General features: G+C 70.7%; 20 protein-coding genes, 2 tRNA genes and 1 other RNA gene. 14 read left to right on the forward strand and 9 right to left on the reverse strand.

What is annotated here, in order from left to right; translation table 11 throughout:
• The first annotated feature begins 34 nt into the window (after positions 1-34).
• Positions 35-108: transfer RNA gene (locus IE317_RS33730), tRNA-Met, on the forward strand.
• 134 nt (positions 109-242) lie between these two features.
• On the opposite strand, the gene IE317_RS33735 is transcribed toward IE317_RS33730, so the two are convergent.
• On the reverse strand, positions 243-1,661 hold the full coding sequence (locus IE317_RS33735; protein ID WP_191315421.1) for an FAD-dependent monooxygenase: 1,419 nt from the start codon (positions 1,659-1,661) through the stop codon (positions 243-245).
• A 97-nt stretch (positions 1,662-1,758) separates the two neighbouring features.
• Between IE317_RS33735 and IE317_RS33740 the strand changes: the two genes are divergently transcribed.
• The 8 genes from IE317_RS33740 (at position 1,759) to IE317_RS33775 (ending at position 7,711) form a co-directional block, all read left to right on the forward strand.
• Positions 1,759-2,343 (forward strand): TetR/AcrR family transcriptional regulator C-terminal domain-containing protein, encoded by a 585-nt coding sequence (locus IE317_RS33740; RefSeq protein WP_191315422.1) that lies wholly within the window; start codon positions 1,759-1,761, stop codon positions 2,341-2,343.
• A gap of 77 nt (positions 2,344-2,420) precedes the next feature.
• Positions 2,421-2,497, forward strand: a tRNA-Met gene (locus IE317_RS33745).
• Between the two features lie 379 nt (positions 2,498-2,876).
• A complete protein-coding gene (locus IE317_RS33750) occupies positions 2,877-3,377 on the forward strand; it encodes a PadR family transcriptional regulator (protein ID WP_191315423.1) in 501 nt (166 codons plus the stop codon).
• 63 nt (positions 3,378-3,440) lie between these two features.
• Positions 3,441-4,538, forward strand: coding sequence for a peptide chain release factor 2 (gene prfB / locus IE317_RS33755; protein ID WP_191315424.1), 1,098 nt, complete (start codon positions 3,441-3,443; stop codon positions 4,536-4,538).
• 112 nt (positions 4,539-4,650) lie between these two features.
• The gene (gene ftsE / locus IE317_RS33760) at positions 4,651-5,340 is read left to right on the forward strand and encodes a cell division ATP-binding protein FtsE (protein ID WP_043776592.1); all 690 of its coding nucleotides are present in this window, start codon (positions 4,651-4,653) and stop codon (positions 5,338-5,340) included.
• A 48-nt stretch (positions 5,341-5,388) separates the two neighbouring features.
• Complete coding sequence (ftsX, locus tag IE317_RS33765; protein WP_191315425.1) at positions 5,389-6,282, forward strand: permease-like cell division protein FtsX; 894 nt, start codon at positions 5,389-5,391, stop codon at positions 6,280-6,282.
• Positions 6,283-6,326: 44 nt separating this feature from the next.
• The gene (gene smpB, locus IE317_RS33770) at positions 6,327-6,809 is read left to right on the forward strand and encodes an SsrA-binding protein SmpB (protein ID WP_191315426.1); all 483 of its coding nucleotides are present in this window, start codon (positions 6,327-6,329) and stop codon (positions 6,807-6,809) included.
• Positions 6,806-7,711: an amidohydrolase family protein gene (locus tag IE317_RS33775; protein ID WP_191315427.1), complete on the forward strand. Its 906-nt coding sequence runs from the start codon at positions 6,806-6,808 to the stop codon at positions 7,709-7,711. The genes smpB and IE317_RS33775 overlap by 4 nt, the downstream gene beginning before the upstream one ends.
• Positions 7,712-7,735: 24 nt before the next feature.
• On the opposite strand, the gene IE317_RS33780 is transcribed toward IE317_RS33775, so the two are convergent.
• From IE317_RS33780 to IE317_RS33800, 5 genes are all read right to left on the reverse strand, one after another.
• Positions 7,736-9,052, reverse strand: coding sequence for an acyltransferase family protein (locus IE317_RS33780; RefSeq protein ID WP_191315428.1), 1,317 nt, complete (start codon positions 9,050-9,052; stop codon positions 7,736-7,738).
• Between the two features lie 97 nt (positions 9,053-9,149).
• A complete protein-coding gene (locus tag IE317_RS33785; protein WP_191315429.1) occupies positions 9,150-9,374 on the reverse strand; it encodes a hypothetical protein in 225 nt (74 codons plus the stop codon).
• 115 nt (positions 9,375-9,489) lie between these two features.
• Positions 9,490-10,131 carry a response regulator transcription factor gene (locus tag IE317_RS33790; protein WP_191315430.1) on the reverse strand — a complete coding sequence of 214 codons (642 nt, stop codon included), beginning with the start codon at positions 10,129-10,131 and terminating at the stop codon, positions 9,490-9,492.
• Between the two features lie 39 nt (positions 10,132-10,170).
• Positions 10,171-11,304, reverse strand: coding sequence for a sensor histidine kinase (locus tag IE317_RS33795; RefSeq protein WP_191315431.1), 1,134 nt, complete (start codon positions 11,302-11,304; stop codon positions 10,171-10,173).
• Positions 11,301-11,975 carry a sensor domain-containing protein gene (locus IE317_RS33800; RefSeq protein WP_191315432.1) on the reverse strand — a complete coding sequence of 225 codons (675 nt, stop codon included), beginning with the start codon at positions 11,973-11,975 and terminating at the stop codon, positions 11,301-11,303. Before IE317_RS33800 ends, IE317_RS33795 begins: the two co-directional genes overlap by 4 nt.
• 152 nt (positions 11,976-12,127) lie before the next feature.
• On the opposite strand from IE317_RS33800, the gene ssrA reads away from it, so the two are divergent.
• Both ssrA and IE317_RS33810 read left to right on the forward strand, forming a co-directional pair.
• Positions 12,128-12,495, forward strand: a transfer-messenger RNA (tmRNA) gene (gene ssrA, locus IE317_RS33805).
• Positions 12,496-13,270: 775 nt separating this feature from the next.
• Complete coding sequence (locus IE317_RS33810; protein ID WP_191315474.1) at positions 13,271-13,483, forward strand: hypothetical protein; 213 nt, start codon at positions 13,271-13,273, stop codon at positions 13,481-13,483.
• Here IE317_RS33810 and IE317_RS33815 read toward each other — a convergent pair whose 3' ends face one another.
• From IE317_RS33815 to IE317_RS33825, 3 genes are all read right to left on the reverse strand, one after another.
• Positions 13,484-14,722, reverse strand: a complete 1,239-nt coding sequence (locus IE317_RS33815) for a GGDEF domain-containing protein (protein WP_191315433.1) — start codon at positions 14,720-14,722, stop codon at positions 13,484-13,486. It abuts the gene before it with no gap.
• A gap of 139 nt (positions 14,723-14,861) precedes the next feature.
• Positions 14,862-16,079, reverse strand: coding sequence for an MFS transporter (locus tag IE317_RS33820; RefSeq protein WP_191315434.1), 1,218 nt, complete (start codon positions 16,077-16,079; stop codon positions 14,862-14,864).
• 121 nt (positions 16,080-16,200) lie between these two features.
• Positions 16,201-16,983 carry an IclR family transcriptional regulator gene (locus tag IE317_RS33825; protein ID WP_191315435.1) on the reverse strand — a complete coding sequence of 261 codons (783 nt, stop codon included), beginning with the start codon at positions 16,981-16,983 and terminating at the stop codon, positions 16,201-16,203.
• A gap of 83 nt (positions 16,984-17,066) precedes the next feature.
• Here IE317_RS33825 and hutH point away from each other — a divergent pair, with 83 nt between their 5' ends.
• Genes hutH through IE317_RS33840 form a run of 3 tightly spaced genes read left to right on the forward strand, consistent with a single transcriptional unit; the run spans position 17,067 to position 21,438 of the window.
• Positions 17,067-18,593: a histidine ammonia-lyase gene (hutH, locus tag IE317_RS33830; RefSeq protein WP_191315436.1), complete on the forward strand. Its 1,527-nt coding sequence runs from the start codon at positions 17,067-17,069 to the stop codon at positions 18,591-18,593.
• Positions 18,593-20,245, forward strand: a complete 1,653-nt coding sequence (hutU, locus tag IE317_RS33835) for a urocanate hydratase (RefSeq protein WP_191315437.1) — start codon at positions 18,593-18,595, stop codon at positions 20,243-20,245. Before hutH ends, hutU begins: the two co-directional genes overlap by 1 nt.
• Positions 20,242-21,438: an allantoate amidohydrolase gene (locus tag IE317_RS33840; RefSeq protein WP_191315438.1), complete on the forward strand. Its 1,197-nt coding sequence runs from the start codon at positions 20,242-20,244 to the stop codon at positions 21,436-21,438. The genes hutU and IE317_RS33840 overlap by 4 nt, the downstream gene beginning before the upstream one ends.
• The last annotated feature ends 60 nt before the right edge of the window (positions 21,439-21,498 follow it).

The raw sequence follows: 21,498 nt of genomic DNA on the forward strand, positions 1-21,498 counted from the left end.
CCCGCGAAACGAGGGCGTAAGGTAGGTGCCACGACGCGGGGTGGAGCAGCTCGGTAGCTCGCTGGGCTCATAACCCAGAGGTCGCAGGTTCAAATCCTGTCCCCGCTACAGAGGTTGGGAGGGGTGTGCTCGCCAAAGTCGGCGAGCCGCCCCTCCTTCGCATTTGTTCTGGGGGTCGAACCCCCAGACCCCCGCCAGGGGGGCTTCGCCGCCCCTGGACCCCCCGGTGTCTGGCTGGGTTGTCAGGTTAACCAGCTTTTTGTTTCTCCTGTTGTGTTTGCTATGTAGCCGTCTGGGCGGACCAGGAGCCTCTCTGCGTTGGGGTGGGGGAGGTTGGGGGTCTCGGCTACGAGTACCTCTGGGTGGGGCGTGTCCGCCGGGGTTTTCGTCAGGAGGACCCAGGTTCCTTTGTGGAATAGGGTGCTCGCGTAGCCCTGGGGTGTCTGGAAGTCCGGGAGGCGGGTGCCCGCCGCGGGGTGGGACTCCGTTGTCGCGTAGTGAATGGCGAGGCCGGAGACCAAGCCGGACAGGTGGTGCTGGACCTGGTCCAGGGCTGCCAGGTCTCGGAAGAGGGCTCGGAGGGCCAGCTGGTTGGGGGTTGTCGGGATCAGGGCGTTCTGGGCCGCCACATTGTCCAGGACGTCTGCGGCCACCTGGCGGCGTTCTTGTTCGTACGTGTCCAGGAGGCCTGGTGCCGCACGGTTGCGGAGCTCCGCTGCCAGCTTCCAGCCCAGGTTCATGGCGTCCTGGATGCCGAGGTTGAGGCCCTGGCCTCCGGCTGGGAAGTGGATGTGGGCCGCGTCGCCCGCCAACAGGACCCGGCCCACCCGGTAGTTCGCGGCCAGGCGGCTGTCGTCCGAGAAACGGGAGGCCCAGCGGACCTCCGCTATCTCCGCCTCAGGACCGAAACGTTCGGCGACCGCTCGCTCCACTTCTTCGCTGGTGACCTCCGCGCGCAGGTTTTCGGGGCGGTTCAGGCGATCTCCGAAACTGATGCGGTACAGGTTCGGCTCGGCCAGCGGGATCGCCCCGACGAACTTGCCCGGGCTCTGCGAGGTCACCATGTTCGTCATCGAACGCCACTGCGTCGGCGCACCCGGCGGAGTCCCCTTGAACAGCACATCCGCCGACACGCCGTGGCCCTGGCCTTCGATGCCCTCGAACGGCATGTTCAAGGCCTTGCGCACCGTGCTGCGGCCGCCGTCGCAGCCCACCAGGTACTTCGCCCGGATGCGCAGCTCTCCTGCCGTGATCGTGACGCCGTCGGCGTCCTGCACGAAGCTCGTGAGCTCGTGCCCTCGCCTGACCCGCACCCCCTGCTCCGCCAGGCGCTCCTCCAACGCCGCTTCCACCTCCGCCTGCGGGATGCCCAACTGGTACGGGTGGCGCGTGTCCCAGCCCGCATAGCTCACCGGAATCACCGCGAAGTGTCCGTCCGCGACAGTCGCGAACGAGCGATCCTTCGCGCGCGGCAGCAAACCCCGCAGATCCAGCACTTCCGCCGTGCGCGGCTGAAGGTTCAGGGCCTTCGACAGACCCGTTCGCGCGTGCATCCGCTCGAGCACCGAGGTGTCCACTCCGGCCAGTGCCAGTTCGTTCGCCAGCATCAGACCCGTCGGGCCCGCGCCGGCGACAACCACGTCCGTGGTCAGCTCTTCCATCTCCCCAGCTCCTTAACAACGTTAAATTGACCTGCCGCGAGGATGCCCTTAACATCGTTAAACTGTCAAGCAGCGATCATGAGGAGCAGTGCACAAGATGGCCCTGACCAGGGAAAACATTGCCCGGTCCGGGCTGAAGCTGCTCAACGAGGTGGGGCTCAACGGGCTCACGCTGCGGCTGATCGCCGCCGATCTCGGGGTCAAGGCTCCTGCGCTGTACTGGCACATGAAGAACAAGCAGGAGCTGCTCGACGAGATGGCGACCCAGATGTACCGCGATTCCGTAGCCGATCGGCGGCCGCCGGCGTCGGCGGGGGAGTGGGAAGGTGTCGCGCACGGCGCTCGCGCGCTGCGGCGGATGATGCTCGCCTATCGCGACGGCGGAAAGGTTTTCGCTGGTACGTACCTCGGTGACACGAGTTTGGTCGGCGAGCACCCGCTGCGCCGGAGCATCGACGCCGGGCTCGATGCGGGACGGGCGAGCCGCGCGACCTTCACCGTCTACTGCTTCGTCATCGGGTACGTGATCGAGGAGCAGGCCGTGCGGCCCATGCCCGGCGAGTTCGACGAGCGTTACCGCGAGTCGGCGGGTGAGGCGGTGCTGGGGGACGCGGACGCGCGGTTCGAGGACGGGCTGGCCATGGTCCTGAGTGGAGCCCGTCAGTGGCTCGAGACCGCGTAAGGGCAGGTCAGAGCGTTTCGGGACCCCGGTGAAAACCTGGTGGCGACCCCGTGTAATCTATTCAAGTACCACAACGGCGCGGGGTGGAGCAGCTCGGTAGCTCGCTGGGCTCATAACCCAGAGGTCGCAGGTTCAAATCCTGTCCCCGCTACCACGAAGAGGCACGTTTCCGGGAAATCCGGGAACGTGCCTCTTTTGTCATGCCGGAACGGCTTTCGCTGCCGACTTTTCCGTCCGGTGCGCGGAAAACTGCGGATCCCACGATGTGGACGGGCGCGCCGGGTGGTTGCGGTGAGTGTCCGGAGTCGGCCAAGCCGGGGATCGCCGCCCGTCGAACTCACCTGCCTGGACGCGCCGAGGCGGTCCGGGTGCGTCTGGTTGGACCAAAATTCCCTGGGAGCGGTTGCAGAGCGTATTCACGTCCACAGTGGACCTGCTCGCATTGGGCCGAACGAGGGGATCTGTCTAGCCACAATGGACAGATCCGCTGACCACTGTGGACACAGCGGCCGATAAGTGGGAATCTAGGGGGCGTGTCCGAATTGAATGCAACAGCCGCCGCCCTGCTCGGTCTGCTCCACGACGGTCCCGCCACCGGCGGGCAGCTCGTCGCCGGAGCCGGAGAGCGGTTCGGTGCCTTCTTCAGCGTCACCCGCAGCCAGGTGTACCGGGAGCTCCCGGCGCTGTCCAAGGAAGGCCTCGTCCGGCTCGGCAAGCAGGGCCCGCGCTCCAGCCAGCAGTACCTGATCACCGCCGCCGGCAAGAAGGCCTTCAAGGCCTGGCTGACCTCCGAAGCCGGCCCCGACCACCTGCGCAGCCCGCTCATCCTGCGGCTCGTGCACGCCGGGTCGCTGACCGCGAAGCAGCGGCAGTCGCTGCTCGAGTCGGCCCGGACGAGCTACAGCCAGCAGCTCGACGAGGCCAGGGCGGCCACCAAGGCGGCCGAGGGGCCGTACGAAAAGGCCGTCGCCGAGTTCGCCCAGGCCCAGGCCAAGGCCGCGCTGAAGCTGCTCGACGCCATCCCCGCGGCCTGAGGTTCGCGCGCCCGCGACCGGTCCTCGCAACCGGTCGCGGGTTTTGCCGTAACCTTGACAAACGTGAGTGATGAGTTCGACGCGGCACTGAAGGACCTGGCCGGCAAGCTGACGCAGATCGAGTCGGTGATGGACCTGGATGCGCTGCGTGCCCAGGTGGCCGACCTGGAGCAACAGGCCTCGAGCCCGACCCTCTGGGACGACCCGGAGGCGGCGCAGAAGGTCACCAGCCAGCTGTCCCACCGGCAGGGCGAGCTGCGCCGGGTCTCCGACCTGCGCCAGCGGCTCGACGACCTCGGCGTGCTGTACGAGCTCGCCGAGGCCGAAGGCGACTCCGGCAGCATGGGCGAGGCCGAGACCGAGCTCGCCGACCTCGGCAAGGCCATCGACGGCCTCGAGGTCCGCACCCTGCTCTCGGGCGAGTACGACGACCGCAACGCCGTCGTCACCATCCGCTCCGAGGCCGGTGGCGTCGACGCGGCCGACTTCGCCGAGATGCTGCTGCGCATGTACCTGCGCTGGGCGGAGCGCCACGGCTACCCGACCGACGTCTACGACATCTCCTACGCCGAAGAGGCGGGCATCAAGTCGGCGACGTTCAAGGTCAGCGCCCCCTACGTCTACGGCACCCTCTCGGTCGAGCAGGGCACCCACCGGCTCGTCCGGATCTCGCCGTTCGACAACCAGAGCCGCCGCCAGACGTCGTTCGCGCACGTCGAGGTGCTGCCCGAGGTCGAAGAGGTCGACCACGTCGACATCCCGGAAAAGGACATCCGGGTCGACGTGTACCGCTCGTCGGGCCCCGGTGGACAGAGCGTGAACACGACCGACTCCGCGGTGCGCATCACGCACCTCCCGACGAACATCGTCGTCTCCTGCCAGAACGAGAAGTCGCAGCTGCAGAACAAGGCGGCCGCGATGAAGGTCCTCCAGGCGCGGCTGCTGCAGCGCAAGAAGGAAGAGGAGCGCAAGGAGATGGACGCGCTCAAGGACGGCGGCTCGAGCTGGGGCAACCAGATGCGCTCCTACGTGCTGCACCCGTACCAGATGGTCAAGGACCTGCGGACCGAGTTCGAGGTCGGCAACCCGTCGGCGGTGCTCGACGGCGACATCGACGGCTTCCTCGACGCCGGCATCCGCTGGCGGAAGCAGAGCGCCTGATCGGCGCAGCGGGTGTCGGGGTGACCGCTCACCGTACGCAAACACCCGCTGCTCCACCCGGGTGCACCGGGCAACCGGGGCTTCACGAGACCGGTGGGTAGTATGCCGAATCGTGATCCGGCTCGAAGAGGTTTCCAAGGTCTACAAGACCTCGACGCGGCCCGCGCTCGAGCGGGTGTCCGTCGACATCGAAAAGGGTGAGTTCGTCTTCCTCATCGGTCCCTCGGGATCGGGGAAGTCGACCTTCCTCCGGCTCCTGCTGCGCGAAGAGACGCCGACCAAGGGCCGCGTGATGGTGTCCAACTTCGACGTCGCCAAGCTGGCCCGCCGCAGGGTCCCGCGCCTGCGGCAGACCATCGGCTGCGTCTTCCAGGACTTCCGGCTGCTGGCGAACAAGACCGTCGCCGAAAACGTGGCGTTCGCCCTCGAGGTCATCGGCAAGCCGGGGCCGACCATCAAGAAGGTCGTCCCCGAGGTGCTGGAGCTCGTCGGCCTCGACGGCAAGGCCGACCGGCTGCCCAACGAGCTCTCCGGCGGTGAGCAGCAGCGCGTCGCGATCGCGCGCGCGTTCGTGAACCGCCCGCTGGTGCTGCTCGCCGACGAACCGACGGGGAACCTGGACCCCGACACCAGCCAGGACATCATGCTGCTGCTGGAGCGGATCAACCGCACCGGCACCACCGTCCTGATGGCCACCCACGATCACTCCATCGTGGACTCCATGCGGCGCCGCGTGGTCGAGCTGCAGCTCGGCCGGGTGATCCGCGACGACGCCCGCGGCGTCTACGGCATCGGTCGCTGAGACCCGTCCACCCCGCACCGACCCCGACCCCAAGGACCTGCACCCGCCATGCGCGCCAGTTTCGTCTTCAGTGAGGTAGTCACCGGCCTGCGCCGGAACGTCACGATGACCATCGCGATGATGCTGACCACGGCCGTGTCGCTCGCCATGCTCGGCGGCGGCCTCCTCGCCGTGCGGACGATCGACAAGATGAAGTCCAACTTCCTCGCCGACGTCGAGGTCTCGGTCTACCTCACCGACGACATCAGCGCGACCGACAAGAACTGCACCCAGGCGCTGTGCCAGTCGCTGCGGACCTCGCTGCAGAGCAACAACGGTGTCGAATCGGTCGTGTTCGAGAACCGCGACCAGGCCTTCGACCGGTTCAAGAAGATCTTCGAGAGCCAGCCGGAGCTGATCGCGCTCACCGGTCCCGAGTCGCTGCCCGCGTCGCTGCACGTGAAGCTGAAGGACCCGGACCGCAGCGACGCGATCGTGCAGGAGTACGCGAACAAGCCGGGCGTGCGGAAGGTCGACGACCAGAAGAAGTTCCTCGACCGCGTCTTCAACGCCTTCAACGGCGTCCGCAACATGGCCTTCGGTGCCGCGCTCATCATGGCCATCGCCGCGCTGCTGCTGATCGCCAACACGATCCAGGTGTCCGCGTTCACCCGGCGCACCGAGGTCGGCATCATGCGGCTGGTCGGCGCGACGCGGTGGTACACGCAGCTGCCGTTCCTCCTGGAGGCGGTGGTCGCCGGCGTGGTCGGTGCGGTCCTCGGGATCATCATGCTGGTGCTGACCAAGGCGAGCTTCCTCGACTCGGTGTTCACCGGCGACGTCTTCCCGAAGATCACCATGCTGGAGCTGCTGTTCCCGGTCGCGCCGATCCTGCTCGGGGTGTCCGTGGTGATCTCCGCCATCACCGGGTACGTCACGCTGCGGCTGTACGTCCGGCACTAGATAACCGGCTGCTCGTCACCGTCGGAATCACGTAGAGTGGTCATATGCCCAAGGAACGTGGCCAGAAGGTGATCGTGTCGAACCGCAAGGCGCGGCACGATTACTCCATCCTCGACACCTACGAGTGCGGTCTCGTGCTCGTCGGCACCGAGGTCAAGAGCCTGCGCGAGGGCAAGGCGTCACTGGCGGACGCGTTCGCGACGGTCGACGACGGCGAAGTGTGGCTGCGCAACGTGCACATCCCGGAGTACACGCAGGGCACGTGGACCAACCACATGCCGCGGCGCACCCGGAAGCTGCTGCTGCACAAGCGGGAGATCGAGAAGCTGATCGGCAAGACCAAGGAGAGCGGGCTCTCCTTGGTCCCGCTGTCGATGTACTTCAAGGACGGCAAGGTCAAGGTCGAAATCGCGCTGGCCCAGGGCAAGAAGGCCTACGACAAGCGGCAGTCGCTCGCCAAGCGCGACGCGGAGCGCGACATCAGGAAGGCGATGGGCCGCGCGCTGAAGGGCCGGTTCACGGAGTGACGCACGGCCCGGCAACCGATGCGGACGTCGCGCGCTGGACGGCGTCGCTGGGCCTGCCGGGCCTGGTCGACCTGCACGTCCACTTCCTGCCGAAGCCGGTGATGGACAAGGTCTGGGCGTACTTCGACGCGGCCTCGACGCACTACGGCACCGAGTGGCCGGTGTTCTACCGGACGTCCGAAGAGGAGCGTCTGGAGACGCTGCGTGCGCTCGGTGTCACGCGCTTCGCGCCGCTGGTCTACCCGCACAAGCCGGGGATGGCCGAGTGGCTGACGGAGTGGGCGCTCGAGTTCGCCGCGCGGGTGCCGGACGCCGTGCCGACCGGGACGTTCTACCCCGAGCCCGGCGCCGGGTCCGCTGTGGACAGTGCGCTGCGGGCCGGCGCCCGGGTGTTCAAGGCGCACGTGCAGGTGGGTGCGTACGACCCGCGTGACGACCTGCTGAAGCCCGTGTGGGGTTCCCTGGCCGACGCCGAGGTTCCGGTCGTCGTCCACTGTGGACACGGTCCGTTGCGGGGTGACTTCACGGGGTTGTCGGTGTTCGAGGAGGTCCTGGCCCGGCACCCGCGGCTCACGGCGGTGCTCGCGCACGCGGCGATGCCGGAGTTCGGGACGGCGTTCGAGCTCATGGCGAAGTACCCGCGGGTGCACCTGGACACGACGATGGTGGGGGTGCCGTTCGCCGAGGCGATGGCGCCGCTGCCGCCGGACTGGACGGCGCGGCTGGCCGGGTTCGCCGACCGCGTCGTGTTCGGCACGGACTTCCCGAACATCCCCTACTCCTACGCGACGCAGTTGCAGGCGATCGCCGGCTGGGCGGCCGACGATCGCCTGGGGGAGCCGTTCCTGCGGGCGGTCCTGCACGACACGCCCTGGCGCCTCGTGAGTGGTAAGGCGGGTTAGAACCCGCCTTACCACTCACGAGGGTCAACGCTTGATCGCTGCTCGCTCGGTGACGACGACCGCGCGGCCGAGCAGCCGGGTGCCGATGACCGTGACCGGGATCTGCCTGCCGGCCAGGAGGAAGCCGGCCGTGGCGAGGACCACCCAGGGGACCGGGCCGTGGGCGATGCCGTCCGAGAGCGGGGCGAACCCGTGGGCCGCCAGGCCGAGCAGGCCACCCGAGACCAGGAGCCCGGCCACGACCAGCTGCGGCGTCCTGGCCGTGAGTTCGCCGGTGTCGCGCTGCATTTCGAAGTGGGCGAACAGCCGCAGCAGGCCGAGCAGCACCATCCCGCACGCCGCGAACCACGCCGGCGCCATGATCAGCCAGAACACCGTGCCCGGGGCGGGGGTCTGGTAGCCGAGGCCGTACACCGTCACGCCCGCCACCACGACCAGCGCCGGCATGTGCCAGAGGTAGACGCTCATGAAGCGCGCGCCGAGCCAGCCGAGGGCGTCGCCGATGCCGGGGCGCGCCGCGAGCGCGTTGAGCTGCGGGCGGAAGGCGAGCAGCAGGCCGACCTGGCCGACGGCGAGGAAGGCAAGCAGCACGGTCGGCGGGCTCATGTTCGACACCGGCGCGCCCGGCATGCCGATCATGCTGGCCGGGTACGGCCCGAACGCGACCATCAGCGCCGTGACGCCGAACCCGGCGGCCGACAGCGTCAGCGCGCCGCGGCGGGTCAGCGAGCCGAGGCGGCCTTCGACGTAGTGGAAGCCCAGCTGGTGCACGGCGACCCAGACGAAGATCGCGTTGGCGTACCCGATGTAGCCGAGGTCGTTGAAGCGCGCGACGTCGACGAGGACGCCCGCCGCGCCCATGACGAGCGGCACCTTCAGGCCCCAGCGCCGGTGCGCGGCCACCATGAGCGGCGTGAGCAGCACGACGAGCACGTACACCGCGAGGAACCAGAGCAGCTGCGCGGCGATCGCGCTGCCGACCTGCACCGGCTGCGGCGGGACGCCCAGGCCGCGCAGGAAGTCCGGCACGACCAGCCAGACCGCCATCAGCGGCAGCACCGGCACCATCAGGCGCTTGATGCGCCCGGCGAGCCACTGCCGCGTGGACGCGGCGCGGCGGAACGAGATCAGGTTCGCCGCGCCGCCGGCGAAGAAGACCAGGGGCATGACCTGGCTGAGCCAGGTGACGACCCACCAGCCGGGCGTCGCCAGCGCGTTGCCGGTGGCGAGGTGCCCGTCGGAGTAGGAGAGCACCGGCATGATCCAGTGCTGGGCGATGACGGCGAGGATGGCCCCCGCCCGGACGACGTCGAGGAACCTGTCCCGGCCCGCTGTCTGCATGCTGTTCAGCCTGGCCGGTTCGACCAGCGGAAACAGCGGTGCTGACCGCCCTCTTGGAGGTCCTGTTCACCCCCGGTGGATACGGGGGTTCTCCCTACTACCGCAAACCGTCGGGCTCGGGTTCGTGCTGCGCGGCGGCGAGGCGGTACTCCCAGCCGTGCTCGGTGAGGCCGAGCTCGTAGCGGGTCTCGATCTTCGGGCCGCCGTGCAGGTGGATGTGCCGGATGACGGTGCCGGGAATGGGCTCGGCGTCCCCGAGCTCCTGGACGCGGCCGTCGAGCGGGCCGCCGAAGAAGCGGACGCAGCGGATCTCGTCGGACATCTGCGCGCTCCTCTCGAGGGGTCCGCTCATGGTAGGTGAGCGCTCACACGGGTGCCGCCCGCGGAACGGGTGACTCGGTGTCCACCCTACGGGACCTCCGGTCACCGTCCGTCGCTCAGCGGCCCAGGTAGGTCAACACCGCACGGACGCGGCGGTGTTCCTCGGCGCTGGCTTCGAGCCCGAGCTTCGAGAAGATGTTCCCGATGTGCTTCTCCACGGCGCCGTGCGAAACCACCAGGGAGTTCGCGATCGCCGTGTTGGACAGGCCCTGCGCCATCAGGCCCAGGACCTCGGACTCGCGAGCGGTCAGCGCGTCCAGCGGGTTGCGCCGGCCGCGGGCCATCAGCTGGGCGATCACGTCCGGGTCGATCGCCGTACCGCCGCCCGCCACCCGGCGGACCGCGTCCAGGAAGTCCGCGACGTCCGCCACGCGCTCCTTCAGCAGGTAGCCGACGCCGCCGGCGCCGCCCGAGAGCAGCTCCACCGCGTAGGACTCCTCGACGTACTGCGACAGCACCAGCACCGGCAGCCCGGGGATCTCCTTGCGCGCCGCCAGTGCCGCGCGCAGGCCCTCGTCGGTAAATGTCGGCGGCATCCGGACGTCGACGATCGCCAGGTCGGGACGGTGTTCCTTGACCGCGCCGAGGAGGTCGTCCCCGTTGTCGACGGCCGCGGCCGTCTCGATGCCCTCGTCGGCGAGCAGGCGGGTCACCCCGGCCCGCAGCAGCACGGCGTCCTCGGCGATGACTACCCGCATCCGGCCCCCAGGTTCGTGGATGAACGGGGTCCAGACTATTCACCACTGGCAGGGCAGGTCCGCCCGGATCACGGTCGGCCCGCCGACCGGGCTGACCACGGTGATCACGCCGTCGATCGTCGCGGCGCGGTCGGCCAGGCCGGCCAGCCCGCCGCCGGGACGCACCTCCGCGCCGCCGTGACCGTTGTCGGTGATCTCGACGACCACGTGGTCGTCGGTCCGCCAGACCTTCACGCCCGCTTCGGTCGCTCCGGAGTGCTTCGCGATGTTCGTCAGGGTCTCGCCGACGATGAAGTACGCCGTCGTCTCCACCGCGGCCGGCGGACGCGGGTCGACGTCCACCGAGACGTCCACCGGGATCGGCGACTTCGCCGCCTGCGCCGACAGCGCCGCGTCCAGCCCCCGGTCGCCCAGAACGGCCGGGTAGATGCCGCGCGCCAGGTCCCGCAGCTCCGACACGGCGAGCTTCGCGTCCAGGTGCGCCTCGTCGATCAGGTCCCGCACCGCCTGCGGATCCTGGTCGAACTTCGACTTCGCCCGTCCGAGGCTCATCGCCACGGCCACCAGCCGCTGCTGCGCGCCGTCGTGCAGGTCACGCTCGATGCGGCGGCGTTCGGCTTCGGCCGCGTCGACCCCGCGGGCCCGGGACGCCTGCAGCCGCTGCGCCTTCTGCTCCAGCCGTTTCGTGCGGTCCGGCCCCAGCAGCGCCAGCGCCAGCTCACCGTGCAGCCAGCCCAGCCACGGCGTCACCCAGATCGCCATCGGCAGCAGCACGATCGACGCCAGCGCGATCCCGAGCTCCACGCAGGCCAGCGGGAACGCCGCCATGAGGTACGCCAGGTCCCGCCACGTCGTCGGATCGCTCAGCCGGGTGACCCACCGGCGCAGCAGCGGCTGCCCCTCTTCGTACGGCCGCCGCTGCACCGGCGGTAGCGGCACGTTCAGCATCCGGGCCGCCCAGCCCCGCTCGCGGTCGCCGGACCAGCGGACGAAGCTCGTCGTCGCCAGCAGGATCGGGAACCCGACCCAGATCACCGCCGTCGAGACCCCCACCGCGATGCCGACCACGATCAGCACGAACTGCACGAGCCGGAAGACGAAGCTGACGATCATGTAGAGGATCGTCCGGGCCGGGTGCGGCCGCGGGTGGTCCAGCTGCTGAGCCTCGGTCATCCCGCCACCAGGTTCTTCTCTTCCGCGTCTTCCCACCAGCGCTCCATCCGGCGGCGCTGCGCCACCGTCGGCCCCAGCAGCGCCTCCGCCAGCCGGGCGTGCGTGCCCGCCAGCGCCTTGGTCAGCGCCACCGACAACGCGACGAACAACACCCCGAGCGCCGCCCACGGTAGCGCCTCGACGGTGGAGTCCACGGTCAGCCACGGCACGTCCCAGGACGGGAAGCGGTACTCCCCGCCCGGTAGCCACCGGAAGTACACCGGCAGGCCCACGAGCGCCAGGCTCGTCGCCCAGAACGTCGTCACCAGCACGAACTCGACCAGGCCCACCGGGAACAACAGCGCAAAGTAGGTGAGGTCCCGCCAGGTCGACGGGTCCTTCAGCCGCCCCTTCCACCGCGCGGCCTGCTTGCCGGCGGGCAGCGGCAGGTAAGGGAGGTCGATGTGGCGGTCCAGCAGCGCGTAGACCCGCGCCCGCTCCAGCCGCCCAGCCCCCCGCACGGCGAGCACGACGAAGGCGAGCAGGCCCACCCCGACCCACACCACGGCGGTCCCCGCCCCGGCCGAGACGAACGCCGTGAGGAAGACGAACGCCAGCACTCCCAGTGGCAGGTTCATCAGCAAGAACACCGCCGAACCACCGAACGGCGGATCCCGCCTCTCGCTCACCATGACCGCACTCCTTTCCACGGCTCCCAGCATCGCGGCTCGCCGCTTCGCGGGACATGGTGTGAGCGGGCATCCCGGCGGTAGGGCTGGCCCCACCCCACCCGGACTAAAGCAGTGGCGCCGGGCGTTATGATGAACAGGTTGTGTCCCGACAAGGGGGTGAACGGTTTCGACTTTGGACGTTGAGTCAGGGGAAGCGTGCCGGTGCAGGCGAGAGACCACCGTAAGCGTCATCGCAAACCAATAAGCGCCGACTCCAGTCAGCGCGAGTTCGCCCTCGCCGCCTGAGCGAGTGCGACTCTGTCGGCCCGGGTTCGCCTCCGGCCCGGGTACCGGCATCAGCTAGGAGGCTCAGCGGCTGTCCCGGCCACGGGGAACAGTCGTGAAGCAAACAGTGGCTGGGCTCGTCACCTCAGCTTGTTCGCGTGATTGAGGGAGCCGAGTAGAGACGCAGCGGACTGCGCACGGAGAAGCCCTGTCGAGACGCCAGAGGACCCGGGTTCAATTCCCGGCACCTCCACCGACACTTCGCGGAAGGCCCACGCCCCTTCGGGGCTGGGCCTTCCTTCGTTTTGCCGTATCTTTTGAGGGTCGAACCCCCAAACCCCCGCCAAGGGGGCTTCGCCCCCCTGGCCCCCCCGGGTGGATGCGTTCGCGGGTGAGCCAGACGGGGTTTGCTACCGGCTCGCTGATCTCTGCCCGGCCGGGCAGTTCTGTGCCCGGCCGGGCCGGGCAGACCTGGCCTGGTCAGTCACGCCCGGGCGTAGCCCGCTTTTCGGGCGCCGGGCGTAACGGCAGGCTGCAGGCTGACGGCTGACCGGCACCCCGCCCAGACCTCCCCCCGCCCCGATCAGAAGCCGGAACACGGCCGGTAGTGCCGGGTCAAGGCACGCTTTCCCGCCTTGACGCGGTGCTGCCGGCCGTAGTCACAATCGGGCTTCGGGGTGGTGGGCCCCGAGGTGACTGCCTGGCCGAGGCGCCTCGGCGGTGTCCGGGTCAGTCATGCGCAGGCCAGTCAGCCGCGCCTTCGGGCGGAGTCCGGTCGGCGGACCGCGCTTCCACCACGGCACACCGCACCGGCAATCGAGTCCGCCGGACCCCTGGCTGGACCCCCGGGTGGTTGCGTCGGGGGTGGCCGGACGGGGTGTTCATCCCTGGTGGTGATGGGGTGCTCAGCTGGGGGTTCGAGGTCTACTCGGGGTGGTGATGGGGGCCACTTGTGAGTGAAATTCCTGTAAGTGTCATGCTGGGGGTCCGACCATGGCCCCGCACCCGTGGGGCCGGAAGTAGGTGGCCAGATGACCTGGGCCCGACGCAGTGGCAGCTCTCTTGCCAACGACGAAGACAGCCGGATGGGTGTGATCCGGGCCGAAGAAGCCGTCCGGCTCGGTGAACAGAACGATCGGGCCGTCCTCACCGTCGCCGGGCACTCGTCCGACTCGCGGGACTGTGCCGAACTGCTCGCCATGCTCGGGCTCGACGCCGGACGGCGGCGGCACCGGACCGCCTGATCACACCAGGTCCGCCACGTGGACCACCTTGTTCCGGCCGGTCGCTTTCGCGTGGTAGAGCGCGGTGTCCGCCGCGTCCAGCAGACGCTGCAATGACGTCCCGGCCGTCGGGTACACCGCGATGCCGATCGAGACCGTCAGGCCCGTGATCGAAAGGCGGCCCGCCGGGACCTGCAGGGCGCTGATCGCCCGGCGGATGCGCTCGGCCACCGCTCCGATGTCCGGCTGGGTGATGCCCGGCAGCAGCACCACGAACTCTTCACCGCCGAAGCGGCCCACCGCGTCGCCGCGGCCGCGGACCGCCGAGATGATCGACTGGGCCACCGCCTTCAGGACCGCGTCGCCCGCCAGGTGGCCGTACGTGTCGTTCACCTGCTTGAAGTGGTCGAGGTCCAGCATCAGCAGCCCGAACGTGCCGCCCTGGCGGGCGGTGGCCGCCAAGGTGCGCTTCGCCAGCGCGTGCCAGCCGCTCGTGTTGTACAGGCCCGTCTTCTCGTCGCGGTGGGCCGCCACCTCCAGCTGCCTCACCAGCACCGTGCGGTGCAACAGCAGCAACGGCGGGAACACCAGCACCACCAGGCCCGGCAACGTCGCCAGCGCCATCGCGTTCAAGGCACCCAGGCAGAGCGTCGCCACCTCGAGGCCGTTGTCCGACCACGTGCCGAAGAGGGCCTCCGGCGTCCGGCCGACTTCGCGGCGCGCCGGGAGGACCAGGAGGGCGTTCACCGCGAAGAACGTCACTCCCGCGGCCGCGATCGCGAACGTGCCCGCCCAGCTGTGGGTCAGCGCCGCGCGGACGTCGGGGAAACCCGAAACCCGCAGCACCGACTGGGCCGCGTAACACGACAGCACGATGATCGCCGCGTTGCTGACCGTGCGGGAGACCGGGACCCGCTGCAGGCGGTACCAGCTGCGGATCGCCAGGTGCGCGTACAAGCCGGCGACCAGGACCGCCAGCAGGAGCGGCGGCAGCAGCAGCACCCCGGCGAACGTCCAGACCGACGTCATGTTGATGTGCGGGGTCCCCGACACGCGACGGCGGATCCGCTCCACGCGCCGTCCCGTCTCCGACTGCACCACCCCGAGCACCAGCAGCACCACCAGGATCGACACCGTCCGGCGGTCCACCGCGATCGGCGACGGGCGCAGCGTCAGCACCACCGCCACCACTTCGCTGGCCAGGCAGTAGACGACCACCCGCGGCCCCTGCCGCCACAGCACCCAGTGCCGCGGTGCCACGAGGACGTCACGAATGTGCGGCCCAGTGCGCGGAATCCCGCCGCCGGTCCGCATACTCATGGTGTCCGGCCGGTGACGGAACCGGTGCGGCCCGAGGTCGTGAAGGGAGGCGCACCATGTGCGGACGCGACAACTGAGGTCATCGGTCCTCCACCCCGACCCGGCGCCACGCCCTCGCGATCGGCACGGCCACCGCGGCACCCGCCGCCCCGGCCACGGCGATGGTGTGCGCCGGGCCCAGCACGTCGGCCAGCCCGCCCGCCACGGCCGCCCCGACCCCCTGCACGGTGATCAGGCCCGCCGAGTTCACCCCGGCGCACTGCGCGCGGTGCTCGTCGGGCACCCGCCGCATGAACGACACCGTCCCGGTGATGTTGTAGCCCGTGGCCAGCAACCCGGACGCCGCGAGCAGCACCACCGACACGACCAGGCCGGGCCGGCACGCGAATACCACCAGGGGCAGCCCCGCCGCGATCCCCAGCAGCCCGAGCACGCGCAGCTGCGCCCGCTCCGGGATCCACTTGCCGAACACGACGCCGCCGAGCACGCTGCCCGCCGGGTCCGCCGCCATCAGCAGCCCCACCAGCGTCGCGCCCGCGCCGATCCCGGCCGCGTACGGCGCGGCCAGCGCCTCCGGGACGACGTAGAACCCGGCCAGCCAGTTGAGCGCCACCAGCGTCCGCAGGGCCGGGTCGCGCCAGATCAGCCGGATGCCCGCGCCGGTCGTGGCCAGCCACGCGGGCCGGACCGCCTGGGCGCCCGCCGCCCGCCGCCGGACGCCGGTGACCAGGAACAACGCCGAAAGCAGGAAGGTCGCCGCGTCCAGCGCCAGTGCCGCGGACGGGGTGAGCGAGGCGATCAGCGCGCCGCCGCCGGCGAACCCGGCCAGCTGCGCGCCCTGCATGGTCACGTTCCGCAGGACCATCCCGACCAGGTACCGCTCGCCTTCGAGGACCGACGGCAGCAGGGCCTGCTGCGCCGCCTTGAACGGCCCGCCGAGCGCCGTCATCACCGCAACCAGTACGCACAGCACCCACAGCGGGACGCCGGGGATCGCGATGCCCGCGACCAGCGCGGCCCGCGCCAGGTCGGCGGCGACCATCACGTCCCGCCGCGGCCACCGGTCGCCCGCACCGGCCAGCAGGATGCCGCCGAGCAGCGAGGGGACGTACGTCAGGGCGTAGGTCAGGCCGGTCAGCGCGGCCGATGACGTGCGCTGGAAGACGAGGACCGCGAGCGCGACGCGGGCGAGCTGGTCGCCGCAGACCGACAGCAGCTCGGCGGTCCACATCGCCCGGAACTCGGCGACGGCGAGCACCGCGCCGAAACCGACCTTCTCCACGCGTGCGTCATCCATCGGTGCCCCTCGAAACCGCAGCTCCAGCCACGGTAATCACCCACCGGAGTGGAATCGAGCCGTTCGGTGACAGTTGCCCCGTTCGCAGCAGCCGTGGCGCCCGGACGGCCCGCGACGGCCGTCAGGCCGGGTGGCCGCCGATGCGGGTGGTCAGCTCGGCCGCCGTCGCCGCCACTTCGGCGGCGAGGTCCGGCCACGTCTCGGCGCACGGCTCCGCCGCGCAGTGGTGGCGCAGGGTGACGCTGATCGCGGCCAGCGGGCGGGCGCCGTGGTCGAAGACCGGGCAGGCCACCGACGCGAAGCCGTCGGTGACGTGACCGTCCTCGACCGCCCAGCCGAGCCGGCGTTCCGCGGCGAGGGTGCGGCGCAGCTCGGCCAGCGTGTGCGGGCCGCGGCCGGTGCGGAGCACGAACGCCGCCGCCGAGGGGAACAGCGCGCGGACGTGCGGGGCGGGCAGGTGCCGCAGGATCGCCCGGCCGGACGCGGTCAGCTGCGCCGGCAGCCGGACCCCGACCTCGGTCACCAGCGTCTCCGGCCGGGCCGGGCGTTCCTTGATCAGGTACAGCGACTCGTTGCCGTGCAGGACGCCGAGGTGGGCGGTGTGCCCGACGCGGTCGACGAGCTTGCGCAGCAACGGCCCGGCCAGGCGTTCCAGCGGGTCGTGGCGCAGGTAGGCCGACCCCAGCTCGAAGGCGGCGATGCCCAGGCCGTAGCGGCGTTCCGCGGGCAGGTGCACGACGAAACCGGCCGCTTCGAGCTCGTTGAGCAGGTGGTAGGTGGTCGAGCGGGGGAGCTTCGCCTCACGCGCGATGGCCGCCGCGGTGACCGGGCCCGGGCGCGTGGCCAGCAGGCGCAGCACCGCCAGCCCGCGGCGCAGCGCGGGGACCTCGCTGCTGTCGCCCATGCCCCGAGCCTACGTCTGGGATACCAGACAAAACCACTCCGTGGGGTGTCCCACCAGCGATTCCGAAGGGGTCCAATGAGCCCATGCCGGAAAAAGTGTTCCTGGGCCCGGAACCACTGACCGCCGCCCAGGTCGTCGACGTCGTTCGCGGGTACGCGCCCGTCGGGCTCACGGACGCCGCCGAGAAGAACCTCGCCGCGACCCGCCAGCACATCGAGAACCTCGCCCACGCCGTCACGCCCACCTACGGCGTCTCGACCGGTTTCGGCGCGCTTGCCACCCGGCACATCCCGGTCGAGAGCCGGACCGCGCTGCAGCGGAGCCTGATCCGCTCGCACGCCGCCGGCGCCGGACCCGCCGTGGAGCCCGAGGTCGTCCGCGCGCTGATGCTGCTGCGCCTGCGGACCCTGGCCAGCGGCTACACCGGCGTCCGGCCGGGCACCGCGCAAACGCTTGCGGCCCTGCTCAACGCCGACATCACCCCGGTCGTCCACGAGTACGGCTCGCTCGGCTGCTCCGGCGATCTCGCGCCCCTGGCCGCCGTCGCGCTCGCGCTCATGGGCGAGGGTGAAGTGACGTACCGCGGCGACGTCATGAACGCGGCAGAAGCGCTGAAGCACGCCGGGATCGAGCCGGTCGTCCTCGCCGAGAAGGAAGGCCTCGCGCTCACCAACGGCACCGACGGCATGCTCGGGATGCTCCTGCTCGCCGCCGCCGACCTGCACAAGCTGTTCGACATCGCCGACCTCACCGCCGCGATGAGCGTCGAGGCCCTGCTCGGCACCGACCGCGCGTTCGCCGCCGACCTCCAGGCCCTGCGCCCGCACCCCGGGCAGGCGAAGTCCGCGGCCCGGATGTGGCAGGCGCTGCAGGGTTCGAAGATCGTCGAGAGCCACCGCGGCCCGGACTGCAACCGCGTCCAGGACGCCTATTCGCTGCGCTGCGCCCCGCAGGTGCACGGCGCCGCGCGCGACAGCCTGGCCCACGCCGAACTCGTCGGCGAGCGCGAGCTGATGTCCGCCGTGGACAATCCCGTCGTCCTCGCCGACGGCCGGGTCGAGTCCAACGGCAACTTCCACGGCGCGCCCGTCGCCTACGTCCTCGACTTCCTGGCCATCCCGATCGCCGACGTCGCCAGCATCGCCGAGCGCCGCACCGACCGGATGCTCGACAAGGAGCGTTCGCACGGCCTGCCGCCGTTCCTCGCCGACGACCCCGGCGTCGACTCCGGCCACATGATCGCCCAGTACACCCAGGCCGCCGTGGTCAGCGAGCTCAAGCGGCTCGCGGTCCCGGCGTCGGTCGACTCGATCCCGAGCAGCGCCATGCAGGAGGACCACGTCTCCATGGGCTGGTCGGCCGCGCGGAAGCTGCGCAAGGCCGTCGACGGCCTGACCACCGTCCTCGCCATCGAGCTGCTGACGGCGGCCCGGGCGCTGGACTTCCGGGCGCCGCTGGAGCCGTCGCCGGTCACCGGACGCGTCCGGGATCTCTTGCGTACCAAGGTGAACGGCCCCGGTCCCGACCGCCACCTGGCGCCCGAGATCGCGGCCGCCGAAGAACTCGTCCGCTCCGGCGCCGTCCTCGACGCCGCCCGTCTGGAGGTCTGATGTCCCGCGTCGTCCGTGCCGCCCGCGGCACCCAGCTCACCGCCAAGTCGTGGCAGACCGAAGCCGCGCTGCGGATGTTCCACAACAACCTCGACCCGGACGTGGCCGAGCGGCCGGAGGACCTGGTCGTCTACGGCGGCACCGGCAAGGCCGCCCGCAACTGGGCCAGCTTCGACGCGATCACCCGCGAACTGACCACTTTGGACGTCGACGAGACGCTGCTGGTGCAGTCGGGCAAGCCGGTCGGCGTGTTCCGCACGCACGAGTGGGCGCCGCGCGTGCTGATCGCCAACTCGAACCTGGTCGGCGACTGGGCGACCTGGCCGGAGTTCCGCCGCCTCGAGCAGCAGGGCCTGACCATGTACGGCCAGATGACCGCGGGCTCGTGGATCTACATCGGCACCCAGGGCATCCTCCAGGGCACGTACGAGACCTTCGCCGCCGTCGCGAAGAAGAAGTTCGGCGGATCCCTTCGCGGGACGCTCACCGTGACCGCGGGCCTCGGCGGCATGGGCGGCGCGCAGCCTCTCGCGGTGACCATGAACGACGGCGTCGCGCTGGTCATCGAGTGCGACCCGCAGCGCGCGCACCGCCGCGTCGAGACCCGCTACCTGGACGAGGTCGCCGACGACCTCGACGACGCCATCGCCCGCGTGACCAAGGCCAAGCAGGAGAAGCGGCCGCTGTCGGTCGGTGTGGTCGGCAACGCCGCCGAGGTGCTGCCGGAGCTGCTGCGCCGGAACGTCGAGGTCGACATCGTCACCGACCAGACGTCCGCGCACGACCCGCTTTCCTACCTGCCCAAGGGCGTCGGCGTCGACGACTGGCACGACTACGCGGCCAAGAAGCCCGACGAGTTCACCGACCGCTCGCGCGAGTCGATGGCCGACCACGTCGACGCCATGCTCGGCTTCCTGGACCGCGGCGCCGAGGTCTTCGACTACGGCAACTCCCTGCGCGGCGAAGCCAAGCTCGGCGGCTGCGAGCGCGCGTTCGACTTCCCCGGCTTCGTGCCCGCCTACATCCGCCCGCTGTTCTGCGAGGGCAACGGCCCGTTCCGCTGGGCCGCGCTCTCCGGTGACCCCGAGGACATCGCGGCCACCGACCGCGCGATGCTGGAACTGTTCCCGGAGAACGAATCCCTCGCCCGCTGGATCCGCCTCGCCGGGGAACGCGTGGCGTTCCAAGGGCTCCCCGCCCGGATCTGCTGGCTCGGCTACGGCGAACGCCACCTGGCCGGCCTGCGGTTCAACGAGATGGTGGCCAGCGGCGAGCTGAAGGCGCCGGTCGTCATCGGCCGCGACCACCTCGACTCCGGCAGCGTCGCCTCGCCGTACCGCGAGACCGAGGGCATGGCCGATGGCTCGGACGCGATCGCCGACTGGCCGCTGCTCAACGCGCTGGTCAACACGTCCTCGGGCGCCAGCTGGGTGTCGATCCACCACGGCGGCGGTGTCGGCATGGGCCGGTCCATCCACGCGGGCCAGGTCAGCGTGGCCGACGGGACGCCGCTGGCCGCGCAGAAGCTGGAGCGCGTGCTCACCAACGACCCGGGCATGGGTGTCATCCGGCACGTCGACGCCGGCTACGACCGCGCCGCCGATGTCGCCGACGAGCGTGGTGTCCGCGTCCCGATGCGGGAGCAGGCGTGACGGCTTCGAGCCTGCTGGGCGAGATCGACGGCGTCGGGCGCGACCGGAAGCGCGGCGGTTACTCGCGGCACGCCTTCGACGGACCCGAGCACGACCTGCGCGAGTGGTTCGTCGAACGCGCACTGGGGCTCGGGCTCGACGTCGAGACCGACCGCAACGGCAACATCTGGGCGTGGTGGGGGCCGCCGGGACGCAACGCCGTGGTCACCGGCAGCCACCTCGACTCGGTGCCGGGCGGCGGCGCGTTCGACGGCCCGCTGGGCGTGGTGAGCGCGCTGGCCGCCGTCGAAGCGTTACAGGCCAAGGGTTTCCGGTCGCGGCGACCGCTCGCCGTCGTGGTGTTCGCCGAGGAGGAGGGCGGCCGGTTCGGCGTCCCGTGCCTGGGTTCGCGGCTGCTCACCGGCACGATCGACGCCGACAAGGCGCGTGGCCTGCGGGACGCCGACGGCGTGACATTCGCCGAGGCGGCCGCGAAGGCGGGCGTCGACCCGGCGCGGATCGGGCCGGACACCGAGCGGCTCGACCGGATCGGGCAGTTCCTCGAACTGCACGTCGAGCAGGGGCGCGGGCTGATCGACCTCGGGGCGCCGGTGGCCGTCGGCAGTACGGTGATCGCGCACGGGCGGTGGCGGTTTTCTTTTGCGGGGCAGGGGAACCACGCGGGAGCGACGTTGCTCGCCGACCGCGCGGACCCGATGTTGCCCGCCGCGGCGACGGTCACGGCCGTCCGGCGGCTGGCCGCGAAGGTGCCGGACGCGCGGGCAACCGTCGGCCGGCTCGTGCCGACCCCCGGCGGGACCAACGTCATCGCGTCCACAGTGGACCTGTGGCTGGACGCGCGGGTGCCCGGCGAGGGCACGCCGGGACTGGTCGCCGAGATCAGCAGGGCAGCCTCGGAGGCGGCCGCGGCGGAGGGCTGCCGGGTCGCGGTGACGCGCGAGTCCTATTCGGACGACGTCGTATTCGACGACGGCCTCCGCCGCGACCTGGGCGAGTGGCTCGGCGGCCCGCCGGAGCTGCCGACCGGCGCCGGGCACGACGCGGCCATCCTCGCCGGGTTCGTCCCGGCCGGGATGCTCTACGTGCGCAACCCGACCGGCATCAGCCACTCGCCGGAGGAGTTCGCCGAGGCCGAGGACGTCGAAGCCGGCGCCACGGCGCTGGCCACGGTGCTGGAACGGCTGGCGCAGTGACCCCCGACCCGCGGGGGCGCCCCCCGGTTCCAGCGTATCGCGCGGCACCGACAGTTTTCT

The organism is Amycolatopsis bullii (assembly GCF_014654205.1).
In the GTDB taxonomy this organism is placed as follows: domain Bacteria; phylum Actinomycetota; class Actinomycetes; order Mycobacteriales; family Pseudonocardiaceae; genus Amycolatopsis; species Amycolatopsis plumensis.